Origin of the sequence: Kitasatospora sp. SC0581 (assembly GCF_048159585.1) — a bacterium.
In the GTDB taxonomy this organism is placed as follows: Bacteria; Actinomycetota; Actinomycetes; order Streptomycetales; family Streptomycetaceae; genus Kitasatospora.
The window spans coordinates 153,191-170,478 of record NZ_JBLRWA010000013.1; the positions used below are offsets into that span (position 1 = coordinate 153,191).

Annotated in this window: 17 protein-coding genes; 9 read left to right on the forward strand and 8 right to left on the reverse strand. The window is 74.2% G+C overall.

Annotated features, from left to right (window positions below; all coding sequences use genetic code 11):
- Positions 1–43 precede the first annotated feature (43 nt).
- Positions 44–631 (forward strand): TIGR03086 family metal-binding protein, encoded by a 588-nt coding sequence (locus ACLWS4_RS21390; protein ID WP_049660441.1) that lies wholly within the window; start codon positions 44–46, stop codon positions 629–631.
- 70 nt (positions 632–701) lie between these two features.
- Here the strand turns inward: ACLWS4_RS21390 and ACLWS4_RS21395 are convergent, their stop codons facing one another.
- Positions 702–1,577 carry a LysR family transcriptional regulator gene (locus ACLWS4_RS21395; RefSeq protein ID WP_380776396.1) on the reverse strand — a complete coding sequence of 292 codons (876 nt, stop codon included), beginning with the start codon at positions 1,575–1,577 and terminating at the stop codon, positions 702–704.
- A 107-nt stretch (positions 1,578–1,684) separates the two neighbouring features.
- Between ACLWS4_RS21395 and ACLWS4_RS21400 the strand changes: the two genes are divergently transcribed.
- The 3 genes from ACLWS4_RS21400 (at position 1,685) to ACLWS4_RS21410 (ending at position 3,960) form a co-directional block, all read left to right on the forward strand.
- The gene (locus tag ACLWS4_RS21400) at positions 1,685–2,047 is read left to right on the forward strand and encodes a nuclear transport factor 2 family protein (RefSeq protein ID WP_049657787.1); all 363 of its coding nucleotides are present in this window, start codon (positions 1,685–1,687) and stop codon (positions 2,045–2,047) included.
- A 150-nt stretch (positions 2,048–2,197) separates the two neighbouring features.
- Positions 2,198–2,737, forward strand: a complete 540-nt coding sequence (locus tag ACLWS4_RS21405) for a hypothetical protein (RefSeq protein WP_416874921.1) — start codon at positions 2,198–2,200, stop codon at positions 2,735–2,737.
- The gene (locus ACLWS4_RS21410) at positions 2,734–3,960 is read left to right on the forward strand and encodes a sensor histidine kinase (RefSeq protein ID WP_416874922.1); all 1,227 of its coding nucleotides are present in this window, start codon (positions 2,734–2,736) and stop codon (positions 3,958–3,960) included. The genes ACLWS4_RS21405 and ACLWS4_RS21410 overlap by 4 nt, the downstream gene beginning before the upstream one ends.
- A gap of 22 nt (positions 3,961–3,982) precedes the next feature.
- Here the strand turns inward: ACLWS4_RS21410 and ACLWS4_RS21415 are convergent, their stop codons facing one another.
- The 3 genes from ACLWS4_RS21415 to ACLWS4_RS21425 all read right to left on the reverse strand — a co-directional run bounded on the left by ACLWS4_RS21415 (position 3,983) and on the right by ACLWS4_RS21425 (position 6,745).
- Positions 3,983–4,783, reverse strand: coding sequence for a hypothetical protein (locus ACLWS4_RS21415; protein WP_416874923.1), 801 nt, complete (start codon positions 4,781–4,783; stop codon positions 3,983–3,985).
- Positions 4,784–4,917: 134 nt separating this feature from the next.
- Entirely contained in the window at positions 4,918–5,976 is a 1,059-nt protein-coding gene (locus ACLWS4_RS21420) for a fatty acid desaturase family protein (RefSeq protein WP_079272734.1), read from the reverse strand.
- A 163-nt stretch (positions 5,977–6,139) separates the two neighbouring features.
- Positions 6,140–6,745: a TetR/AcrR family transcriptional regulator gene (locus ACLWS4_RS21425; RefSeq protein WP_074005456.1), complete on the reverse strand. Its 606-nt coding sequence runs from the start codon at positions 6,743–6,745 to the stop codon at positions 6,140–6,142.
- A 68-nt stretch (positions 6,746–6,813) separates the two neighbouring features.
- Between ACLWS4_RS21425 and ACLWS4_RS21430 the strand changes: the two genes are divergently transcribed.
- Positions 6,814–7,686: an alpha/beta fold hydrolase gene (locus tag ACLWS4_RS21430; RefSeq protein ID WP_416874924.1), complete on the forward strand. Its 873-nt coding sequence runs from the start codon at positions 6,814–6,816 to the stop codon at positions 7,684–7,686.
- An 8-nt stretch (positions 7,687–7,694) separates the two neighbouring features.
- Here the strand turns inward: ACLWS4_RS21430 and ACLWS4_RS21435 are convergent, their stop codons facing one another.
- The gene (locus ACLWS4_RS21435) at positions 7,695–8,315 is read right to left on the reverse strand and encodes a TetR/AcrR family transcriptional regulator (protein ID WP_416874925.1); all 621 of its coding nucleotides are present in this window, start codon (positions 8,313–8,315) and stop codon (positions 7,695–7,697) included.
- A gap of 97 nt (positions 8,316–8,412) precedes the next feature.
- On the reverse strand, positions 8,413–9,186 hold the full coding sequence (locus tag ACLWS4_RS21440; RefSeq protein ID WP_416874926.1) for an SDR family NAD(P)-dependent oxidoreductase: 774 nt from the start codon (positions 9,184–9,186) through the stop codon (positions 8,413–8,415).
- A 134-nt stretch (positions 9,187–9,320) separates the two neighbouring features.
- On the opposite strand from ACLWS4_RS21440, the gene ACLWS4_RS21445 reads away from it, so the two are divergent.
- Positions 9,321–9,959, forward strand: coding sequence for an NAD(P)-dependent oxidoreductase (locus tag ACLWS4_RS21445; RefSeq protein ID WP_063780391.1), 639 nt, complete (start codon positions 9,321–9,323; stop codon positions 9,957–9,959).
- A gap of 115 nt (positions 9,960–10,074) precedes the next feature.
- Here the strand turns inward: ACLWS4_RS21445 and ACLWS4_RS21450 are convergent, their stop codons facing one another.
- Positions 10,075–11,040 (reverse strand): hypothetical protein, encoded by a 966-nt coding sequence (locus ACLWS4_RS21450; RefSeq protein ID WP_416874927.1) that lies wholly within the window; start codon positions 11,038–11,040, stop codon positions 10,075–10,077.
- Between the two features lie 171 nt (positions 11,041–11,211).
- Between ACLWS4_RS21450 and ACLWS4_RS21455 the strand changes: the two genes are divergently transcribed.
- Positions 11,212–13,713, forward strand: a complete 2,502-nt coding sequence (locus ACLWS4_RS21455) for a helicase-associated domain-containing protein (RefSeq protein ID WP_416874928.1) — start codon at positions 11,212–11,214, stop codon at positions 13,711–13,713.
- A gap of 1,109 nt (positions 13,714–14,822) precedes the next feature.
- On the opposite strand, the gene ACLWS4_RS21460 is transcribed toward ACLWS4_RS21455, so the two are convergent.
- Positions 14,823–15,074 (reverse strand): hypothetical protein, encoded by a 252-nt coding sequence (locus ACLWS4_RS21460; protein ID WP_380661518.1) that lies wholly within the window; start codon positions 15,072–15,074, stop codon positions 14,823–14,825.
- Positions 15,075–15,200: 126 nt separating this feature from the next.
- Here ACLWS4_RS21460 and ACLWS4_RS21465 point away from each other — a divergent pair, with 126 nt between their 5' ends.
- Entirely contained in the window at positions 15,201–15,512 is a 312-nt protein-coding gene (locus ACLWS4_RS21465) for a hypothetical protein (protein ID WP_416874929.1), read from the forward strand.
- Positions 15,513–15,646: 134 nt separating this feature from the next.
- A complete protein-coding gene (locus ACLWS4_RS21470) occupies positions 15,647–17,281 on the forward strand; it encodes a hypothetical protein (protein ID WP_416874930.1) in 1,635 nt (544 codons plus the stop codon).
- The last annotated feature ends 7 nt before the right edge of the window (positions 17,282–17,288 follow it).

Genomic DNA, 17,288 nt, shown 5'->3' on the forward strand with positions numbered 1-17,288 from the left:
TTCTTCAAGACCGGCCGGTACGGCCCCGCGCAGAATCGGCGCCATGACCGCCCACCCGATGCACCCGCTCCTGGCCCGCGCCGCCTCCGCCGCCGCCGCTGTCGCCACCGCCGTCCCGGCCGACCAGCCCCTGGACGCGCCGACGCCCTGCACGGAGTTCGACACCCGTGCGCTGATCAACCACTGGGTGCTCTACACCTCGCACGGCCTGGAGCATCGGGCCCGGCGGGTCGAACTGCCCGAGGAGCTCGGCGCGCGGGACTTCACCGCCGACGCCGACTGGCGCTCCGGCTACGCGGCCCAGCTGGAGCGCGCGGTCGCGGCCTGGGCGGACCCGGCCGTCTGGGAGGGCGACGTCGACCTCGGCGGCGCCCCGGTACCGGCGGTCGGGATCGCCCGGATGCTGGTCCTGGAGCTGCTGCTGCACGGCTGGGACGTGGCCCGGGCGACCGGCGGGCGCATCGGGGTCGACGAGGAACTCGCCCTGCTGGCCGGGGAGATCGTGGCGGAGAACGCCGAGCTGTACCGCCGGTACGCGGGTTTCGCCGAGTCGGTGGCGCTGCCGGAGGACGCCTCCGCGTGGGACCGCGCGCTGGCCGCCTCGGGGCGCGATCCGCGCTGGAAGGCCTGAGCTCCGGTCGACGGGCCCGCCGGCCCGCCCGCGCCGGTACGGGGGGACGGCGCGGCGCGGCGGGCGGCGCTCAGGCCGGGCGCATCGCCGCGGCGAGCTTCGCGCGCAACAGCCGTACCGCCGGGGACTGCTGGTCGCGGCGGACGACCAGCCCGAGCCGGGCGCAGGTGGCGGCGTCGGCCAGCGGGACGGCCCGCAGCCCGGCGCCCGTGGCGGAGGAGGCGCTGAGGACGGCCACGCCCGCGCCGCGCTCGGCGAGCCGGAGCAGGGCGGCCGGGGAGCTGGCCTCGATGTCCACCCGCGGATCGAGGCCGAGCCGGCGGCAGGAGTCCTGGTAGGCGGCGCGCAGGCCGGTGCCCGGGGGGAGGCAGAGGACCTTCTCGCCGCGCAGGTCGGCGAGGCGGAGCCGCGCCCGGTCGAGGGGGTGCCCGGCGGGGACGACGGCGGCGATCGGCTCGTCGACGACGACGGTGTCCTCCAGCCCCGGAGCGGCCTCGCCGGTGTAGCCGATCAGGGCCAGGTCGAGGGAGCCGGCCAGGACCTGCGCCTGGAGGTCCTCGGAGTGCCCCTCGTGCAGGCTGAGTTCGATGCCGGGGTGGCTGCGGCCGAGGTCGGCGACGGTGTCCAGGAAGGGCGGGATCGAGCAGCCCATGATCATGCCGAGCCGGACCCGCCCGCGGACGGCGTCGGCGAACTCGGCGGCGGTGTGCTGGATGGCGTCGAGGGTGGCCAGGGCGTTCCTCGCCAGCGGGAGGACCGCCTCGCCGACCGGGGTGAGGCGCACCTGCCGGCCGGTCCGGTCGAGCAGCTGCTGGCCCAGTTCGCGCTCCAGCTTGGCCACTTGGGTGCTGACGCCGGACTGGCTCACGTGCAGCCGGGCGGCGGCGGCGGTGAAGGTGCCCTCGTCGACCACGGCGGCGAAGTAGCGCAGCTGGTGCATCTCCATGGGCGACGACGATAGGCGACCGGACCCCTGCGGCATAACCAGAAGAGATGGAATCCATCTGATCCATCTGTTGGACGGATGGGTTGGGTGCTCGGGAGGATGGTGGCATGACGACGACGAAGACCGCGCGTGAGCTTGCCGAGACCTACTTCACCGCCTGGGAGGCGGGCGACTTCGAGACCGTCCGGGGCCTGCTGGCCGACGACGTCGACTTCGTCGGCGCACTGGGGACGGCCTCCGGGGTGGAGGAGGCGCTGGCCGGGCTGAAGGGGCTCGGACAGGTGCTGGAGAAGATCGACGTGAAGGTCCGGGTGGCCGAGGGCGACGAGGTGATCACCTGGTTCGAGCTGCGCACCAGCATCGCCCCGCCGGCGCCGACGGCGAACTGGATGCACGTCGAGGACGGGCGGATCACCCGGATCCGGGTGACCTTCGACCCGCGCGGGCTGCTGGCCGGTTTCGGCGGCTGAGGGGCCTCGCGGCCGCCCGCGGGACGCGTGCGGGGGGCCGCGACCGACCCCGCTCGGTCACTCACCCGAGCAGTCATCCCCCGCAGGCGACGCGGGACGGGGCGCGCTACCACTGGGTGAAAGCCCCCACTCCCCTCCGGGAGCCCCACCATGAGCGAATCGACGATCCCCGCGCCCACCGTCGGTGCCACCGTGCACCACGTCGAGTCGGACGGGAAGGCTGGTCCGGCCCTCGCCCACGGCATCCTCCTCGGCCCCCGCACTCTCCTGGTGCCCGATCCGCCGCGCACGGTCGGCGACCCGTGGCAGAGCCTCGCCGTCCGCATCACCGTCGCCCCCGACCCGGGCGACGGCGCCGAGGCCCTGCGCGTGGCCGGCATCAGCCTGGCCGCCTTCGCCACCGACGACGTCCGCGGCGCGGCGGCCTTCCTGACCCTGCTCACGCCGTCACGGCACGCGCCCGCCCCCGGGGAGGTCACCCGGGACCGGCTCAACGACACCCTGCGGCAGTACCACGGCGACCTGTGGGCCGCCCACGCCGCCCTCGGCTATCCGGTCCGTCCGCCGGAGCGCGCCACCCCGCCGGAACCGTGGTGGTCCGACATCCCGGTGGAGGGGTTCCGGGAGTTCGACGACAACTGGTGCTGCCTCGGCTCGAACACCTCGTGCTGCCGGGAACTCCGGTTGTGACGGAGGTCGCGACGGACGGCGTCCGCCGCCGGGGGTCATCGACCGTCACGGCGGCGGACGCCGCGCTGGCACTGGCGGTCACCGTCCCCGACGTCTTCTTCTACGCGGCCCCGCTCGCGACCGGGACGAACGTCCGCGACCAGCTGCTGCTGGCCGCGTTCGCCGTCCCGGAGGCCGTCGCGCTGACCTTCCGCCGACGGTGGCCGGAGGCGGTGTTCGCCGTCGTCTGGGCCGCCGCCGTGGGCGCGGCCCTGCTCTCCCTGAACAGCGGCTTCGCCTTCACCCCCTTCTTCGGCGTACTGCTCGCGCTGTACACGGCGGCCAGGCTGAGCGGCCGGCCCGCCTCCGTCGCCGCGCTCGTGCTGACGGCCCTGCCGATCGCCCTGGCCATCTGGTACCCGGTCGCCGACCGGGCGGTGCCTCCCTCCCGTCGGACGTCGTACCTCGTCAGCGGCATCGCCTACTTCCTGCCGATCACCGCCGTCGCCTGGGGCGCCGGCCGCCGGGTCCGGGCCGCCGCCCTCGCCGCCGAGCGCGACCAGCGCGAACTCGCGCGCGCCCGCCAGGCCGTCCTCGGCGAACGCGTCCAGATCGCCCGGGAGTTGCACGACATCGTGGCCAACGCGGTGGCCGTCATCGTCATGCAGGCCGACACCGCCCGCTGCACCGCGCCCGCCGACGCCGACCGACTGGCCGGCACCCTCCGCGACATCGAGGAACTGGGCCGCAACGCGATGGCCGAACTGCGCCGCATGCTCCGGCTGTTGCGCACCGCCGACGTCCCCATGACGGACAGGGCCGGGCGCCACGGGCTTGCCGACCTGGGCCCGCTGCTGGAGGACGCCCGACGCGCCGGGGTCCTGATCGACCTGGAGGTGCGCGGCACCCCGGCCCACCTCGACGACAGCGTCGACCTGACGGCCTACCGGCTGGTCCAGGAGGCCGTCACCAACATCATCAAGCACTCCGGCGCCGGCAGCCACGCCTCGGTGCGGATCAGCTGGTCCGAGGTGCTGACCCTCGACGTGGTCGACGACGGCGCGGGCCGCCGCCCCGAGGCCCGCCGGGGACTGTCCACCGGGCACGGCCTGCTCGGACTCGCCGAGCGGATCGCGCTGTTCGGCGGCGAGCTGACCGCCTCGCCCTACCGCTCGGGCTTCCGGGTCACCGCCACCCTGCCGCTCTCCCCGCCGCCCTCCCCGCCGCCCGGCACGGCGGGCTGACCGGCCACGGCGGCTCCCGGCCTCACGGCGCCTCCTGCTGCTCCGCGTACCTGGTCGTGAAGCCCAGGACCACCACGTACCGGCCCTCGGCCGGCCCGGTGACCTCGCTCGGCCGCACCGGCTGCCAGGCCAGGTACTCGGACCGCTGCCCCTCGTCGTTCCGGTAGCGCCGGCCGCCGTACTTCTCGTACCAGTAGTCCTCGCCGGAGGTCAGGAGTTCGGGGCCCGGCGGCCGGGAGACGCTCACGGCCAGCTCCGTCCGCACCGCCTCGTCCGTCGCCGGCCTGAACTCCACCGACGGGGCGATCGGCCGGGCCGCCGCCTCCGCCACCTCCTCCGGGGTCGGGTCGGCGGGCGGCTGGTGGGCGTACTCGTCGGCCGCGACCAGGCCGCTCCACCGCTGCGAGCTCCGCCAGCCCTCGGCGTCCAGGTACCGGTCCAGATCGGCCAGCCGGGAGCGGACGTCGCCGCCGTCGAAGGCCAGGTACACGTTCACGGTCCGCTCGCAGGCCACCGGCAGCCACAGCCCCCGGAGGAACAGGCCGCCGCGGTAGTCGGTGCGGCACACGTCGACCGTCGACCGCCCCAACCCCTGGGCCCACGGCAGCAGTTCGGGCAGCCGGTCGATCCGGTCGGCCATCCGCCGCTCGGCCGCCAGGCGGGCCTCCTCGGTCTCCGGCGCCCGCGCCACCCCCGGGACGTCCGGCGGGGCCGGAATGGCCGTGTCGCGGTAGAACCTCCACCCGGCCCAGCCGCCGAACACGACCGCCACTCCCAGGAGCGCGATCAGCGCCCACCTCAGCCAGAACCGAACCACACCCACCCCCGGTCTCCACCCACCCCGCTCGGGCATCGTACGGGCGCGAACGCGTCGGCGGACGGGCGATGCCACCGAAGGGCCGTCCCGGCGACGGATCCCGGCGCCAGGGCGTGACGGTCACCCGCCGGACGTGACGGTCACCCGCCGGAGCGGATCGGCTCGCCCGTCCGGTGCAGGTGGGTGAAGATCTCCCGGTAGGAGCGGAACAGGCCCGTCTCGTAGTACGCGACGCCCTTCTCGGCGCAGAACTCCCGGGTGATCCGGGCGGCCCGCCCGAGCGCCGGAGTCGGCATGCTGGGGAACAGGTGGTGCTCCACCTGGTAGTTGAGGCCGCCCATCACCGCGTCGATGAGCAGCCCGCCGCGGACGTTGCGCGAGGTGAGCACCTGGCGGCGCAGGAAGTCGAGCTTCATCTCCGGGGTCACCATCAGCATGCCCTTGTGGTTCGGGGCGAAGACGCTGCCCAGGTAGACGCCGAACAGCGCCTGGTGCACGGCGATGAAGGCGACGGCCTTGCCGGCCGGGAGCGCGGCGAACACCAGGCCGAAGTAGGCGAGGAAGTGGACCACCAGCAGCACGCCCTCCAGCACCGGGCGCTTCACCACGGGGCCGCGCAGCGCGCGGAAGCTGTTGAAGCTGAGGTTGAGGCCCTCCAGCAGGAGCAGCGGCACGAACAGGTACGCCTGCCGGCGGCCGATGAACCGGGCGACGCCGCTCGCCTTCCGGGCCTGCCGCTGGGACCACACCAGGAGTTCGGGGGCGACGTCCGGGTCCCGCTCCTCGTGGTTCGGGTTGGCGTGGTGGCGGGTGTGCTTGTTCATCCACCAGCCGTAGCTCATGCCCATCAGCAGGTTGGCGGCGATCCGGCCGCCGATCTCGCTCGGCACCCGCCGGTCGAAGACCTGACGGTGCGCCAGGTCGTGGGAGAGCAGGCCGATCTGGGCGAAGACGACGGACATCGCCGCCGCCAGGCCGAGCTGCCACCAGGTGTCGCCCAGCGCGAACAGGGCGTACCAGCCGCCGAGGAAGGCGGCGAACACCAGGGCCATGCGGGCGGCGTAGTAGCCGGGGCGCCGGTCGAGCAGGCCCTCGTCGACTATTCGGCGGGTCAACTGGGCGAAGTCGCTGCCGCCGCTCCCGGACCGGGAGGAGGGGGCTTCGGGCGCTTCGGTCGTCATCACGGGCTGCGCGGACATACCCCGGAGTCTGTCAGTGACAGGCCCTCCAGCGGAACGGGGAAAGCACCCGCCCCGTACGGGTGTTAGCCCCCTTGCCGCGAGGGGTGCCCGCCTGCCGCGCCGATCGGCGGGCCGGACCGGCGGACCGGCGGACCGTCGCGACGGTCGACGGCGCCGGCCGTCAGCCCGCTTCCGGCCGCCCGAACAGCTCGTCCAGGTGGTACGCGAGGACCGCGAGCGCCTGCTCACCGGTGCGCTGGCCGCCCAGCACGCTGGAGCCGAGCCCGTTGACCATCGCCAGCAGCCCGGCCGCGACCGCCTCGACGTCCCGCTCCGGCCCGATCCCCCCGGCCTGCTGCGCCGCCCGGAGCTGCTTGGCGAGGAAGCCCTCCAGGACGACCGGCGGCTGCGCGGCCTGCTTCGCCAGCACCTCGGGGTCGCCGAGCACCAGCGCGTAGTACGCCGCGTACGTCCTGGTGATCCGGCGGCTCTCGGCGTCCGTCGGCAGGATGCAGGACAGGATCGCCGTCACCACCTCCCGGGGGGCCCGGGCCTGGCCGATCCACCGTTCCATCCGGGCCTGGAGCTGGGTGCCGAGCCTGGCCAGGGCGTCCAGCAGCAGTCCCTCCTTGGTCGTGAAGTAGTACTGGACGAGCCGCAGCGATACCCCGGCCTCCGTGGCGACGGCCCGCATGCTGGCGGACTGCAGGCCCTGGGTGTCGGCGATGCGCAGCAGGGCCTCGGCGATCTGCCGGCGGCGTTCCTCGTGGTCGACCTTCGCGGTCATTCCGGCCTCCGTCTGTTCGTCCCGCTTCACTTGGTACACCCGTATCATGCATGTGATACACATGTACCATGCGAATCAGCGAGTTCAAGAACGGCAAGGCCGAAGCCCGCTTCCGCGCCGCCTACGAGCGCGCGCTGACCGAACTCCGGCCGGGGCCCTGGACACCGCTCGACGTGCCCACCGGCTACGGCACCACCCGGGTGTACCGCACCGGCCGCGCCGAGGGCCGGCCGATCGTGCTGCTGCCCGGCTCCGGCGGCAACGCGCTGATGTGGCACGCCCACCTCGACGCCCTCGCCGCACAGCACCCCGTGATCGCCGTGGACACCGTCGGCGAACCGGGCGCCAGCGTGCAGAGCGCCCCCGTCACCGACGGCCGCGACGCCGCCGCCTGGCTGGAGGAGCTGCTCACCGCCCTCGACCTGTCCTCCGCCCACCTGGTCGGCTGCTCCTACGGCGGCTGGATCGCCCTCAACCACCAGATCCACCACCCCGGACGGACCGCCGCCCTCACCCTGGTCGAAACGGCGGGCCTCGCCGACCTGGACCGCCGCTTCTACACCTGGCTCGTCCTCGGCGGCCTCGCCGCGACGGCCCCGCGCCCGCTGCGCCCCCGGCTGGCCCGGCTGGTCGGCAACAGCGCCGTCCTGGAGACCGAACTGATGGCGCTGGTCCGCGCCTCGATGGGCTTCCGCCGCCGCCTGCCCCCGGCCGCCACCCTCACCGACCGGGAACTCGGCCGGCTCACCGCCCCCGCCCTCTTCCTCCTCGGCGAACGCAGCGCCCTGCACGACGCCCGGGCCGTCGCCGACCGCCTGCACCGGCTGGTGCCCACCGCCCGGGTCGAGATCGTCCCCGGCGCCGGCCACGCACTGCCCACCGACGACCCGGCGGCCGTCACCGCCGGCATCCTCGGCACGGCCGCGCGGCAGGCCGGCTGACCGGGGCCCTACGACCCGTCGGCCGGCCCGCCGAGGGCGGCGCGGACCAGGCGGGTGACCGCCGGGGTGGCCACAGCCAGGTCGGCCCCGCCGCCCACGGCTCCCGCCGCCTCCGCCTCCGCCGCCAGCGCGTCGTAGGTCTCGAAGGCGGTGAGCACGAACAGCAGGCGCCCCGCGTCCGCCGGGGCGTCGGGCAGCCGGCCGGCCAGCACCGCGGCGCCCTCCCGGCGGCGGGCGTCGCGGTCGGCGATGACCCGGCCGACCTCCTCGTCGAGCGCGGCGAGGGCGCGCAGGCGGCGGGTGCAGACCCGGTCGACCGCCCAGAAGCCGCCCATCACCTCGACGAAGCGGTCCAGCGCCGCCCAGGGGTCGGCCTGGGTGAAGGCCTCGGCGAGCCGGGCCATGCCGCCCTGCTCGGCGAGGGCGTCGCAGACCGCCTCCAGCAGGCCCGCCTTGGAGCCGAACTGGTAGTAGACGGTCGCCCGGGCGACGTCCGCGCGGCGGGCGACCGCGTCCAGCGAGACCCCGCCGGTCTCGGCCAGGTGCGCGCGGGCGGCCGCGACGATCCGGGCGCGGGTCTCGTCGACCTCCGCCTGCCGCTGTCCCATCCGGTAGGACCGGGGGCTCATCCCGTTCGCCTCCACTCGTTCCGTGTGAACTGGCAGTATCGCCGATCGGTTCACCCGGGCGGGGAAGGCCCGGCGCCCGGCGGAGCGGGCCCGGCGCTCAGATCATGACCCGCCCGCCGCTGACGTCCAGGGTCTGCCCGGTGATCCAGGAGGACGCGTCGGAGGCCAGGAAGAGCGTGGCCGAGGCGACGTCCGCCGGCTCGCCGAGGCGGCCCAGCGGGTGCGCGGCGGCGACCGCGGCCTGCACCTCGGGCGGCATCTGCGCGGCGGTCCGCTCGGTGCGGACAGCGCCCGGCGCGATGGCGTTGACCCGCACGCCCTCACCGGCGACCTCCAGCGCGAGGTGCCGGGTGAACATCAGCACCCCCGCCTTGGCCGTGGCGTACGCCGCGGAGGCGCCGCCGGCCAGCCGGCCGGCCGTGGAGGCCATGGTGACGATCGAACCGCCGCGGCGGGCCAGCAGGCCGGGCAGGAAGGCCTGGACGGTGAGGAAGGTGGCGGTGAGGTTGCCGTCGAGCACGGCCCGCCAGTGCTCCTCGGTCTCGCGGACGGTCGGTACCGGGTAGCCTCCGCCGCCGGCGAAGGCGGCCAGGGTGTCGACGGGGCCGAGGTCCCGCTCGATCCGGGCGGCGGCGGAGCCGAGTGCCGCCGCGTCCGTGCAGTCGGCGACCAGTCCGAGCGCCCGGACCCCCTCCGCCCGCAGGCCGTCCGCCACGTCCGCCAGCGCCTGCGCGTCGCGCCCGAGGACGGCGACGGCCGCGCCCTGCCGGGCGAAGGCGCGGGCGGTCTCCGCGCCGATGCCGCGGCTGCCGCCGGCGACCACGACCACCCGGCCGTCCAGGTCGGGGTACCGATCCTGCCGAACTCCCATGTTCCATCGCTCCTTCGGGTTCGCACGCACGGTGCGCCGTGGTTCACTTGATTTCATTCATACAGTCCGTCTGAATGAATGACAAGGCGCCATCCGAGACCGAACCATCCCGAACCATCCCGAGGAGGGAACCGATGAGGATCGCAGTCGTGGGTGCCACCGGACGCACCGGCCGTCTGGTGGTCGACCTCGCACTGGCCGCCGGACACACCGTCACCGCCGTCGCCCGCGACCCCGCCCGGCTACCGGAGTACGCGCACGGCACCCCGCTCACCGCCCGGGCCGACGTCGGCCGGCCGGGCTCCCTGCGGGGGCCGCTGAGCGACCAGGACGCCGTCGTCGCCACCCTCGGCACCACCGGCCGCCGGACCGCCACCACCGTCTTCTCCGACGGCGCCCGGGAGTTGACCGCGGCACTGCGGGACGGCGGCGCCCGGCACCTGGTCACGATGAGCTCGGCGGGGCTGGACACCAGCCGGCTCCCGCGCGCCCAACGGGTGGTGGCCAGGCTGGTGGTCGACCGGCTGTACCGGGAGGTCCACCACGACCTGGCCCGGATGGAGGCGGTGCTCGCCGGCTCCGACACCGCCTGGACGGTCGTCCGCGTGCCGATGCTCAAGGACGGCCCGCCGTCCCCGGGCCCGCAGGTCTCGTACGACCGACCGCTCCCCCGGGCCGGCACCGCCACCCGCGCCACCGTCGCCCACTGGATCGTCGACCACCTCGGCGACCCGACGACCTTCCGCCGACTCGTCCACCTCGCCGACGACTGACGCCCCGCCCGCGCCCCGGCGCCACCGTCACACGACGGCGGCGCCCACGCCGTCGTGGACGGCTCCGGCTGCTTCGTCCGCAAGTAGCGGGGGCCGGACCGGACCGGCCCCGCGCTCAGCCCTGCTGCTGCGGCGGGCGGCGGCGCAGGGCGAGCAGCAGCAGGACCACCGCCGACAGCACGGCGGACAGCCGCAGCACGTTCGGGGCGGACGACCAGCTGATCGCGCCCAGCGGCGAGCCCGACTGGAGGCCGCCGCCCTGTCCGCCGGCCTGCTTGGCCTGCTGCATGGAGTAGAAGGTGGACACGCTCATCGTGACCAGCGGGATGCCGAGGATCACGAACTTCCGCATCAGGTCGGAGATCTGGCGGGACAGGTAGCCGAGGCCCCAGCCGGCCAGCATGGCCGGGAGGAAGCCGGAGACCGCCCCGCCGACCAGCAGGGCGCAGGAGAGCAGGATCAGCGGGGAGGGCTTGCGGGCGGGCGCCTCCTTCTCCGCCTCCTGGCCCTTCCCCTTCCCCTTGGCCTTCCCCTTCCCCTTGGCCTTGCCCCCGGCCTTCCCGGCCGGGGTCTCGGGCGGCGCGGGAGGGGCGGCGGGGGCCGGCCTGAGCCAGCCCCTGCGCGGCTTCTTCGTCAGGTCCGCGGCGGGCGCCGCCGCCTCCGCCGCCTCCGCCGCCGCCTGCTCGGCGGCCTCCTCGGCGGTGCGCTGCCCGGGGATCGGCTTCGGCGCGGGCCGCGGCCCGTCCGAGAAGTCGAAGAGCGTCATCGTCCACGGGCCGGTGCTCGACACCGTCGTCGGCGGGGGCCCGTCCGGCCGGTCCCCGGCGACGGTCTCCGGCAGGTGCAGCGGCACGGACGGGATGCCGCCCGCGCTCGGCGCCGGCGGGTCGTACACGCTGTCGGGGTCGAAGTCCGGAGCGGGAACGGGGGCGGACGGAGCCTCCGGAGCGCCGCCGGACGCGGCCTCACCCGAACCGGCGCCCGAGCCCGAGCCCGAGCCGGCGTCCGAAGCGGCGTCCGGGCCGCCGACCGAACGCTCGCTCCACGGCCCGCTCTTGCGCCACCACTCGCCGTCCGTCATCACCGACCACCCCGCCTCGCCCGTACCGGCCGCCCACCGAACCGCCCTCGGCGTGACGCTACCCACCCCGCCCCCGCCCGCGCGAGTCCGTCCGCCGGTACGGCGGAGCGCCGGAGGTGCGCCCGGACGACGGACACCCCGTCGTCCCCGCGCCCGACTAACCTAGGTCGAATGACCACACAGCAGGGCCCTCAACGCCGGGGCAGGTCCGCCACCGGCCCGCGCACCCTCGCCGAGGAGTTGCGCGCCCGTCCCGACGACGCGCTCGCCGCCCTGCTCCGCTCCCGCCCCGACCTGCTGAACCCCGTCCCCGGCGACCTCACCCAGCTGTCCGCCCGGCTCTCCTCGCGCGCCTCCGCGCTGCGCGCCCTGGAGCGGCTCGACCGCTTCACCCTCCAGGTCGCCGAGGCCCTGGCCACCGCCCCGGACGGCACCTCGCTGAGCACCGTCCGCACCCTGCTGACCGGCCCGGCGAAGGTCAAGCCGCACCCCGGCGCCACCCCGCTCACCCCCGCCGACCGGTCCGCCGTCGCCACCGCCCTGCCGCGCGCGCTCGCCACCCTGCGCGACCGGGCGCTGCTCTGGGGCCCGGACAACGGGCTGCGGCTGGTCCTCGCCGTCCGCGAGGCGCTCGCCCCGACCGCCGTCAACCCGGGCCGCACCGGCCTCGGCCCCACCCTCGCCGACGCCACCGTCGGCATGTCCCCGGCCCGGCTGCAGCAGCTGCTCGCCTCGGCCGGGGAGCCCGGCACCCCGGACCCGGTCAGCGCCGTCGCCTCGCTCACCGCACTGCTCACCGACCGCGCCCGCTGCGCCGCACTGCTCGACACCGCGCCCGAGGCCGCGCTGCGGCTGCTGGAGCGGCTGGTCTGGGGCCCGCCCACCGGCACCGTCCCGGACGCCACCCGCCCGGTCACCGCCGAGGACGCGCAGAGCCCCGTCGAGTGGCTGCTCGCCCGCGGCCTGCTGCTGCCCAGCAGCCCCGGCAGCGTCGTGCTGCCCCGCGAGCTGGCCCTGCACCTGCGCGGCGGCCGCACCCACCGCACCGTCGAACCGGTCCAGCCCGAGCCCGCGCCCGCCGCCGCCCCGCGCGACCCGCAGACCGTGGACGCCGCCGCGGCCGGCCAGGCGCACACCGCCGTCAAGACCGTCGAGGAGCTGCTGGACGGCTGGGGCCTCACCCCGCCGCTGACCCTGCGCGCCGGCGGCCTCGGCGTCCGCGACCTCAAGCGCACCGCCCAGGCCCTGGAGAACACCGAGCAGCAGACCGCCTTCTGGCTCGAACTCGCCTACACCGCAGGCCTGCTGGCCCCCGACGGCGAGGTGGACGAACGCTGGGCCCCCACCCCGGGGTACGACACCTGGCTGCACCTGGACACCGCCGAGCGCTGGTCCGTCCTGGCCGGCGCCTGGCTCGCCGCCACCCGCGTCCCCGCCCTCACCGGCACCCCGGACGGCCGGGGCAAGCCGCGCGCCGCCCTCGGCCCCGAACTCGACCGCACCCTCGCCCCGTCCGTCCGCCGCGCCACCCTCGCCCTGCTCGCCGAACTGCCGCCCGGCACCCCGGCCACCGCCGAGGAGCTGCTCCCCGCCCTGCGCTGGCAGCGCCCGCTGCGCGGCGGCCCCGTCGGCCCGGACGGCCGCGACCTGCGCGACGAACTCACCGCCTGGACCCTCGACGAGGCCGAACTCCTCGGCATCACCGGCCGCGGCGCCCTGGCCGCCCCCGCCCGCGCCCTGCTCACCGCCGAGTCCGACCCGGCCGAGGTGCTCGCCCCGCTGCTCCCGCAGCCGCTGGACCACGTGATCCTCCAGCCGGACCTCACCGCGATCGCCCCCGGCCCACTGCTCACCCCGCTCGCCCAGGCCCTCGCCCTGTGCGCCGACATCGAGTCCAAGGGCGGCGCCACCGTCTACCGCTTCACCCCGGCCTCGGTGCGCCGCGCCCTCGACGCCGGCCGCACCGCCACCGACCTGCGGGCCTTCCTGGAGCAGCACAGCCGTACGCCCGTCCCGCAGCCGCTCGCGTACCTGGTCGACGACGTCGCCCGCCGGCACGGCGTCCTGCGGGTCGGCGCCGCCTCCTCCTACCTGCGCTGCGACGACCCGTCGCTGCTCGGCGAGGTCCTCGCCGACCGCCGCTCCGCCGACCTGCGGCTGCGGCTGCTCGCCCCCACCGTCCTCGCCTCCCAGGCCGCCCCGGACGTCCTGCTCGCCGCCCTGCGCACCATGGGCTACGCCCCGGCCGCCGAGTCCGCCGAGGGAGACGTGCTGATCACCCGCCCGGACAGCCGCCGCACCCCGCCCCGGACGGCCCCCGTGCCCGTCCCCGACGGACCGCCCGCCCCCGACGACACCCTGCTCGCGGCCGCCATCAAGGCCATCCGGGCCGGCGACCGCGCCGCCACCGCCACCCGCCGCGACCCATCCCCCGACCCGCGCCGGCTCCCCCGCACCGCCGCCGCCGAGACCCTGGCCGCCCTCCAGACGGCCGTCCTGCTCGGCGAGCGCATGTGGATCGGCTACCTCAACGCCGAGGGCATCGCCAGCCAGCGCATCATCGACCCGGTCAAGGTCGAAGGCGGCTTCGTCACCGCCTTCGACCACCACGCCGACGAACTCCGCACCTTCGCCCTGCACCGCATCACCGGCGTCGCGGAACTCGACGAGTGAGTCGGACAACAAAACCGCGTTCCGAAAGCCCCCAGCGCCGCAGCGTGCGCCGGGGGCTTTCGCTTTTCCAGACACAGGAGCAAGCCGCATGGGCCTTCTCGCCGGACTCACCACCAGTGGCTGGCGGGTGATTCTCCGGATTGCCCCAGCCCTGCTCGCCATCCTCGTGGTCGGCATCATGTCCATGGTGGCGATTACCCTGGTTCCCAAGAACGCTCATCGACGTACTCGATGCCGCCGAGATCCAATTGTTCACCGCTTGGCTCAGCGACGTCCCGACCTGACAACTGGCCAACAGTCTCGGCATCACCTGGGGTGCCACCCTGATCATCCTGGCCACGGTCCTCACACGACTGCGTGAATCCCACCATGCGCCGACTCTGGTGCAGGAACTCCCGGCCGAGGGCGGCCCCAAGCACTCGGACACCCTCCGGGACGCTACCCGAGCACTTGAGGTCGACCTCGCGACACGCTGCCAAAGGTGCGGGGCGCTACTACCCCCAGCCGCTCATACCGGCCGCCCCAGCTCTACTGCAACAGTGCCTGCCGACAGGCCGCGTACCGCAAACGCCACCGTGCCAGCGCCCTACAGTCGCCTGCCCCGGCAGACTGCGCCCGCGACGTCCGGCTGGGTCTGCGCGATCCGTGGACCGAACCCGACACGCTCTGGTGGATCTCAACAACCACCATTCACCGCATTCCCGAACAGGAACAGCTGGCGGAATGGACGGAGTTCGGCCGCCGCAAGGATCCCCGGCGCGGACGGCGGCTCCCGGGCAACCACTAGCGCCTCACGGAGAGCGCCGTCGCCCGGCTGGAGAGCTGCTCCACGGACCCCGACGCGCCGAACTCCCTGCAGCGGCTGAGTTGCCGGCTTCTCCAACCCACCTCGGTGCACAACTGGCGGACCCAGATGCCCAAGCCTCAGGGGCGGCTACCAGTCCGACCGATAGCCGTCGAAGCCCCGCTCCCCGGCCCGGACGGGCACCCGGAGATCGTCAACCCGATGCACGCCCACCTATCCGAACACCCGCACTGCTTCACTCTGCTCGGTGAGACCGCGGCCGACTCCACCTGGCGGGACTTCGACAGAAAGCTGCGATTCTTGGTCAGCCGTGCTGTGCCTCCTTCATCTTCTCCTTGACGGCCTGGTCCGCCAGACTGCCGATCTGCCCCTGCCCGACCGGCATCGACCCCCCGGTGACGGTGTCCGCCAGCAGGAACCCGGGCGCCGCGAGCAGGCCGCCGGGCCCTTCCCCGATGCCCGCGAGGGCATGGGCCGAGCCGGCCGAGGAGGCGGTGGCCGCGAAGGCCGAGCCCATCAGGGCGAGGGCGGTGAGAACACGCTTCGACTTCTTCATGACCAGCTCAACGAGCGAGTAGGCGCCGTGGTCACTCGAAGTAAATTGACCGGCCCGCCCCATCGGCATAGCCCGGAGGCAGGACGTCCGGAAGGAGGCATCATCCTCGGCGATCGGATAGCGGAGTTGACCACCACGGAAACCGGCCGACGGGTCCTCTCCACAGTCGGCGGACACCCCGCACCGGAGATCTCGATGACCGGCACCAGCCGGCCGCTCGGCCATCCCGTCCGGGAGTTCGCCACGTACGAGTCCGAGCTGCGGCCCGACGGCTCACTCAACGACATCGGCCACTTCACCGACGGCGGGGTCAGCTGGCGCGGCAGCATCTACTTCGAGAGCGCCTCCGACACCTTCCTGCGTCTCAACGATCTGGTTGGACTCTTCGAGTTCGACAATGACCCACAGGGCAATGGCAGGGCCGTCCTGTACGAGTGAAAGTCGCTCCAGCCAACCGAGCCGCATACGTTCCCACCGCAGGTCGCAGGAGGTCCGGGAAGGACCATTCGCCACCGAACGTGTTGCGGCCGAGCGCTGTGGAACGGTAATGCTTTGCCCTCAGGGAGGGGACCATGGGCAAAGCCTCGAGGAAGAAACAGGCGCGACGAACGCAGGGGCGGACGCTCACGACTCAAGGGCCCGAGAGCGCCGACGACAGTCCACGGGCGCTCGGCGAGCAGGCTCTCGCGCGGTTGCTGCGGTCGAGCCCGCCCGGACGGCTCAGCCTGGCCGGCGCCTACGCGGTCGGCTACGCAACGCTGGGCCACGCCCAACTGGAGGGGACCGAGCCGACCTGGTACCAGGAAGTCGATCCGCTCGACGCCCTGTATCTGGGGACGGCCTATCCCGGTCGGTTCCGCGACGGGTTCGAGTTCGCCAACTCTCGCGATGCCTGGTTCCGCCTCCTGCGCGGCACCGTTCACGAGAAGGGCATTCAGCGCTTCGTCTGTGAGGCCGTCTCAGCGAGCGAGAAATCCGGCCTACCAGTGGACGACGGGGAGCAGATGCTGGCACTCACCGGGCGGCTGGAGGCAGTCGGACTCGACCAGCGCCGGCTGCCGCGCCACCTGCTTCCCGGGGACACGCTCCGGAGCAGCCGGGCGGTGTGGGGTCCGCCCCGGGACCTGCTGCTTCCTGATCCACCGAAGGGCGCCAAGGACCGGGTCCAACGCTTCTGGCAGGAGCCGACGCCCACGGCGCCGATCGGTGACACTCCGAAGGCCGTTCTCCGCGAGGGTCTGCACCGGTTCGCCTCTGCCGGGCTGCCCGTGAGAGAGGACGCCGGAGTCATGCTTCCCGCGTTGTATGCGGCGCTCTTGGCGAAACCCGGCGAGCACCTGGAGGAAATGGGCACCCACGCCCGCGCATGGGCACTCTCCATGAATGACGAGTCACCGCTGGTACCGGTGCTCGACATCCTCCTGGCGGCCCCCAAACTCGGTCTGTCCGTGAACAGGACTCTCAGGTGTCTGTACGCAGTTCCGGCATTCACCGAGCCGATCCCTTCGTCTGACCTGGCCTGGACCAGCTCCCCTGGTCTCGCCCTACCCCGGATGGCTTTCGAACTGGGCGTCCCCGAGGTGTCCACGCTGAACGCCGTCCTCACCCCGGACCTGCTGGGCTGGGCCGGTGCACAAGCCAGGATGCGCCTGAGCGCCGCCGGGCGCCGAGCGGATACCGGCACCCCGGAAGACAGCGCCATCGCCACGGGGGGCGAAGCAGAAGAATCCGAGGCGGAGTGGACCGAACGGCGTCAGGCCGTGCTGGACAGGATCCGAAGGAAGCCGGGCAGAACGGTGTCCACTTCCCGACAGTCGGACCGTGCGGTGGAGCGGATCTGGAACGGCGACGGCAGTTCCGTGCTGCGGATCGCGGAGGACTCCCGTCAGGGGCGGGAGATACAGAAGGGCCTGGAAAAGCAGCTCGCGGCCTTCCGTGAGAAGTTCGGCCGCGAGCCCGAACCACACGACCCGATCTTCTTCGACCCCGATACCGACGAACCCGTTCCTCTCACCAGAAGGAACTTCGACAGCATGATGCAGGATGCGGTGGATGCAGCGAGCGCTGCCGGTATCGACCCCGCGTTCGTCCACGCCTGGAGGGAGGTCGGGTACGTGGTCACCACGGAGACACTGGACATGTTCACGACTGCAGAGGTGATCGCCTATCGCCGGGCGGTCGAACGACACCGGCGGGCCGGGGAATGACCCATAC

Coding starts and splice junctions, on each gene's coding strand:
- ACLWS4_RS21435 (WP_416874925.1), bottom strand. CDS start 8,315: ATGAGCCCCCGGTCCTACCGGATGGGACAGCGGCAGGCGGAGGTCGAC.
- ACLWS4_RS21420 (WP_079272734.1), bottom strand. CDS start 5,976: ATGTCCGCGCAGCCCGTGATGACGACCGAAGCGCCCGAAGCCCCCTCC.
- ACLWS4_RS21460 (WP_380661518.1), bottom strand. CDS start 15,074: ATGAAGAAGTCGAAGCGTGTTCTCACCGCCCTCGCCCTGATGGGCTCG.
- ACLWS4_RS21440 (WP_416874926.1), bottom strand. CDS start 9,186: ATGGGAGTTCGGCAGGATCGGTACCCCGACCTGGACGGCCGGGTGGTC.
- ACLWS4_RS21405 (WP_416874921.1), top strand. CDS start 2,198: ATGAGCGAATCGACGATCCCCGCGCCCACCGTCGGTGCCACCGTGCAC.
- ACLWS4_RS21445 (WP_063780391.1), top strand. CDS start 9,321: ATGAGGATCGCAGTCGTGGGTGCCACCGGACGCACCGGCCGTCTGGTG.
- ACLWS4_RS21400 (WP_049657787.1), top strand. CDS start 1,685: ATGACGACGACGAAGACCGCGCGTGAGCTTGCCGAGACCTACTTCACC.
- ACLWS4_RS21455 (WP_416874928.1), top strand. CDS start 11,212: ATGACCACACAGCAGGGCCCTCAACGCCGGGGCAGGTCCGCCACCGGC.
- ACLWS4_RS21470 (WP_416874930.1), top strand. CDS start 15,647: ATGGGCAAAGCCTCGAGGAAGAAACAGGCGCGACGAACGCAGGGGCGG.
- ACLWS4_RS21450 (WP_416874927.1), bottom strand. CDS start 11,040: ATGACGGACGGCGAGTGGTGGCGCAAGAGCGGGCCGTGGAGCGAGCGT.
- ACLWS4_RS21430 (WP_416874924.1), top strand. CDS start 6,814: ATGCGAATCAGCGAGTTCAAGAACGGCAAGGCCGAAGCCCGCTTCCGC.
- ACLWS4_RS21425 (WP_074005456.1), bottom strand. CDS start 6,745: ATGACCGCGAAGGTCGACCACGAGGAACGCCGCCGGCAGATCGCCGAG.
- ACLWS4_RS21390 (WP_049660441.1), top strand. CDS start 44: ATGACCGCCCACCCGATGCACCCGCTCCTGGCCCGCGCCGCCTCCGCC.
- ACLWS4_RS21395 (WP_380776396.1), bottom strand. CDS start 1,577: ATGGAGATGCACCAGCTGCGCTACTTCGCCGCCGTGGTCGACGAGGGC.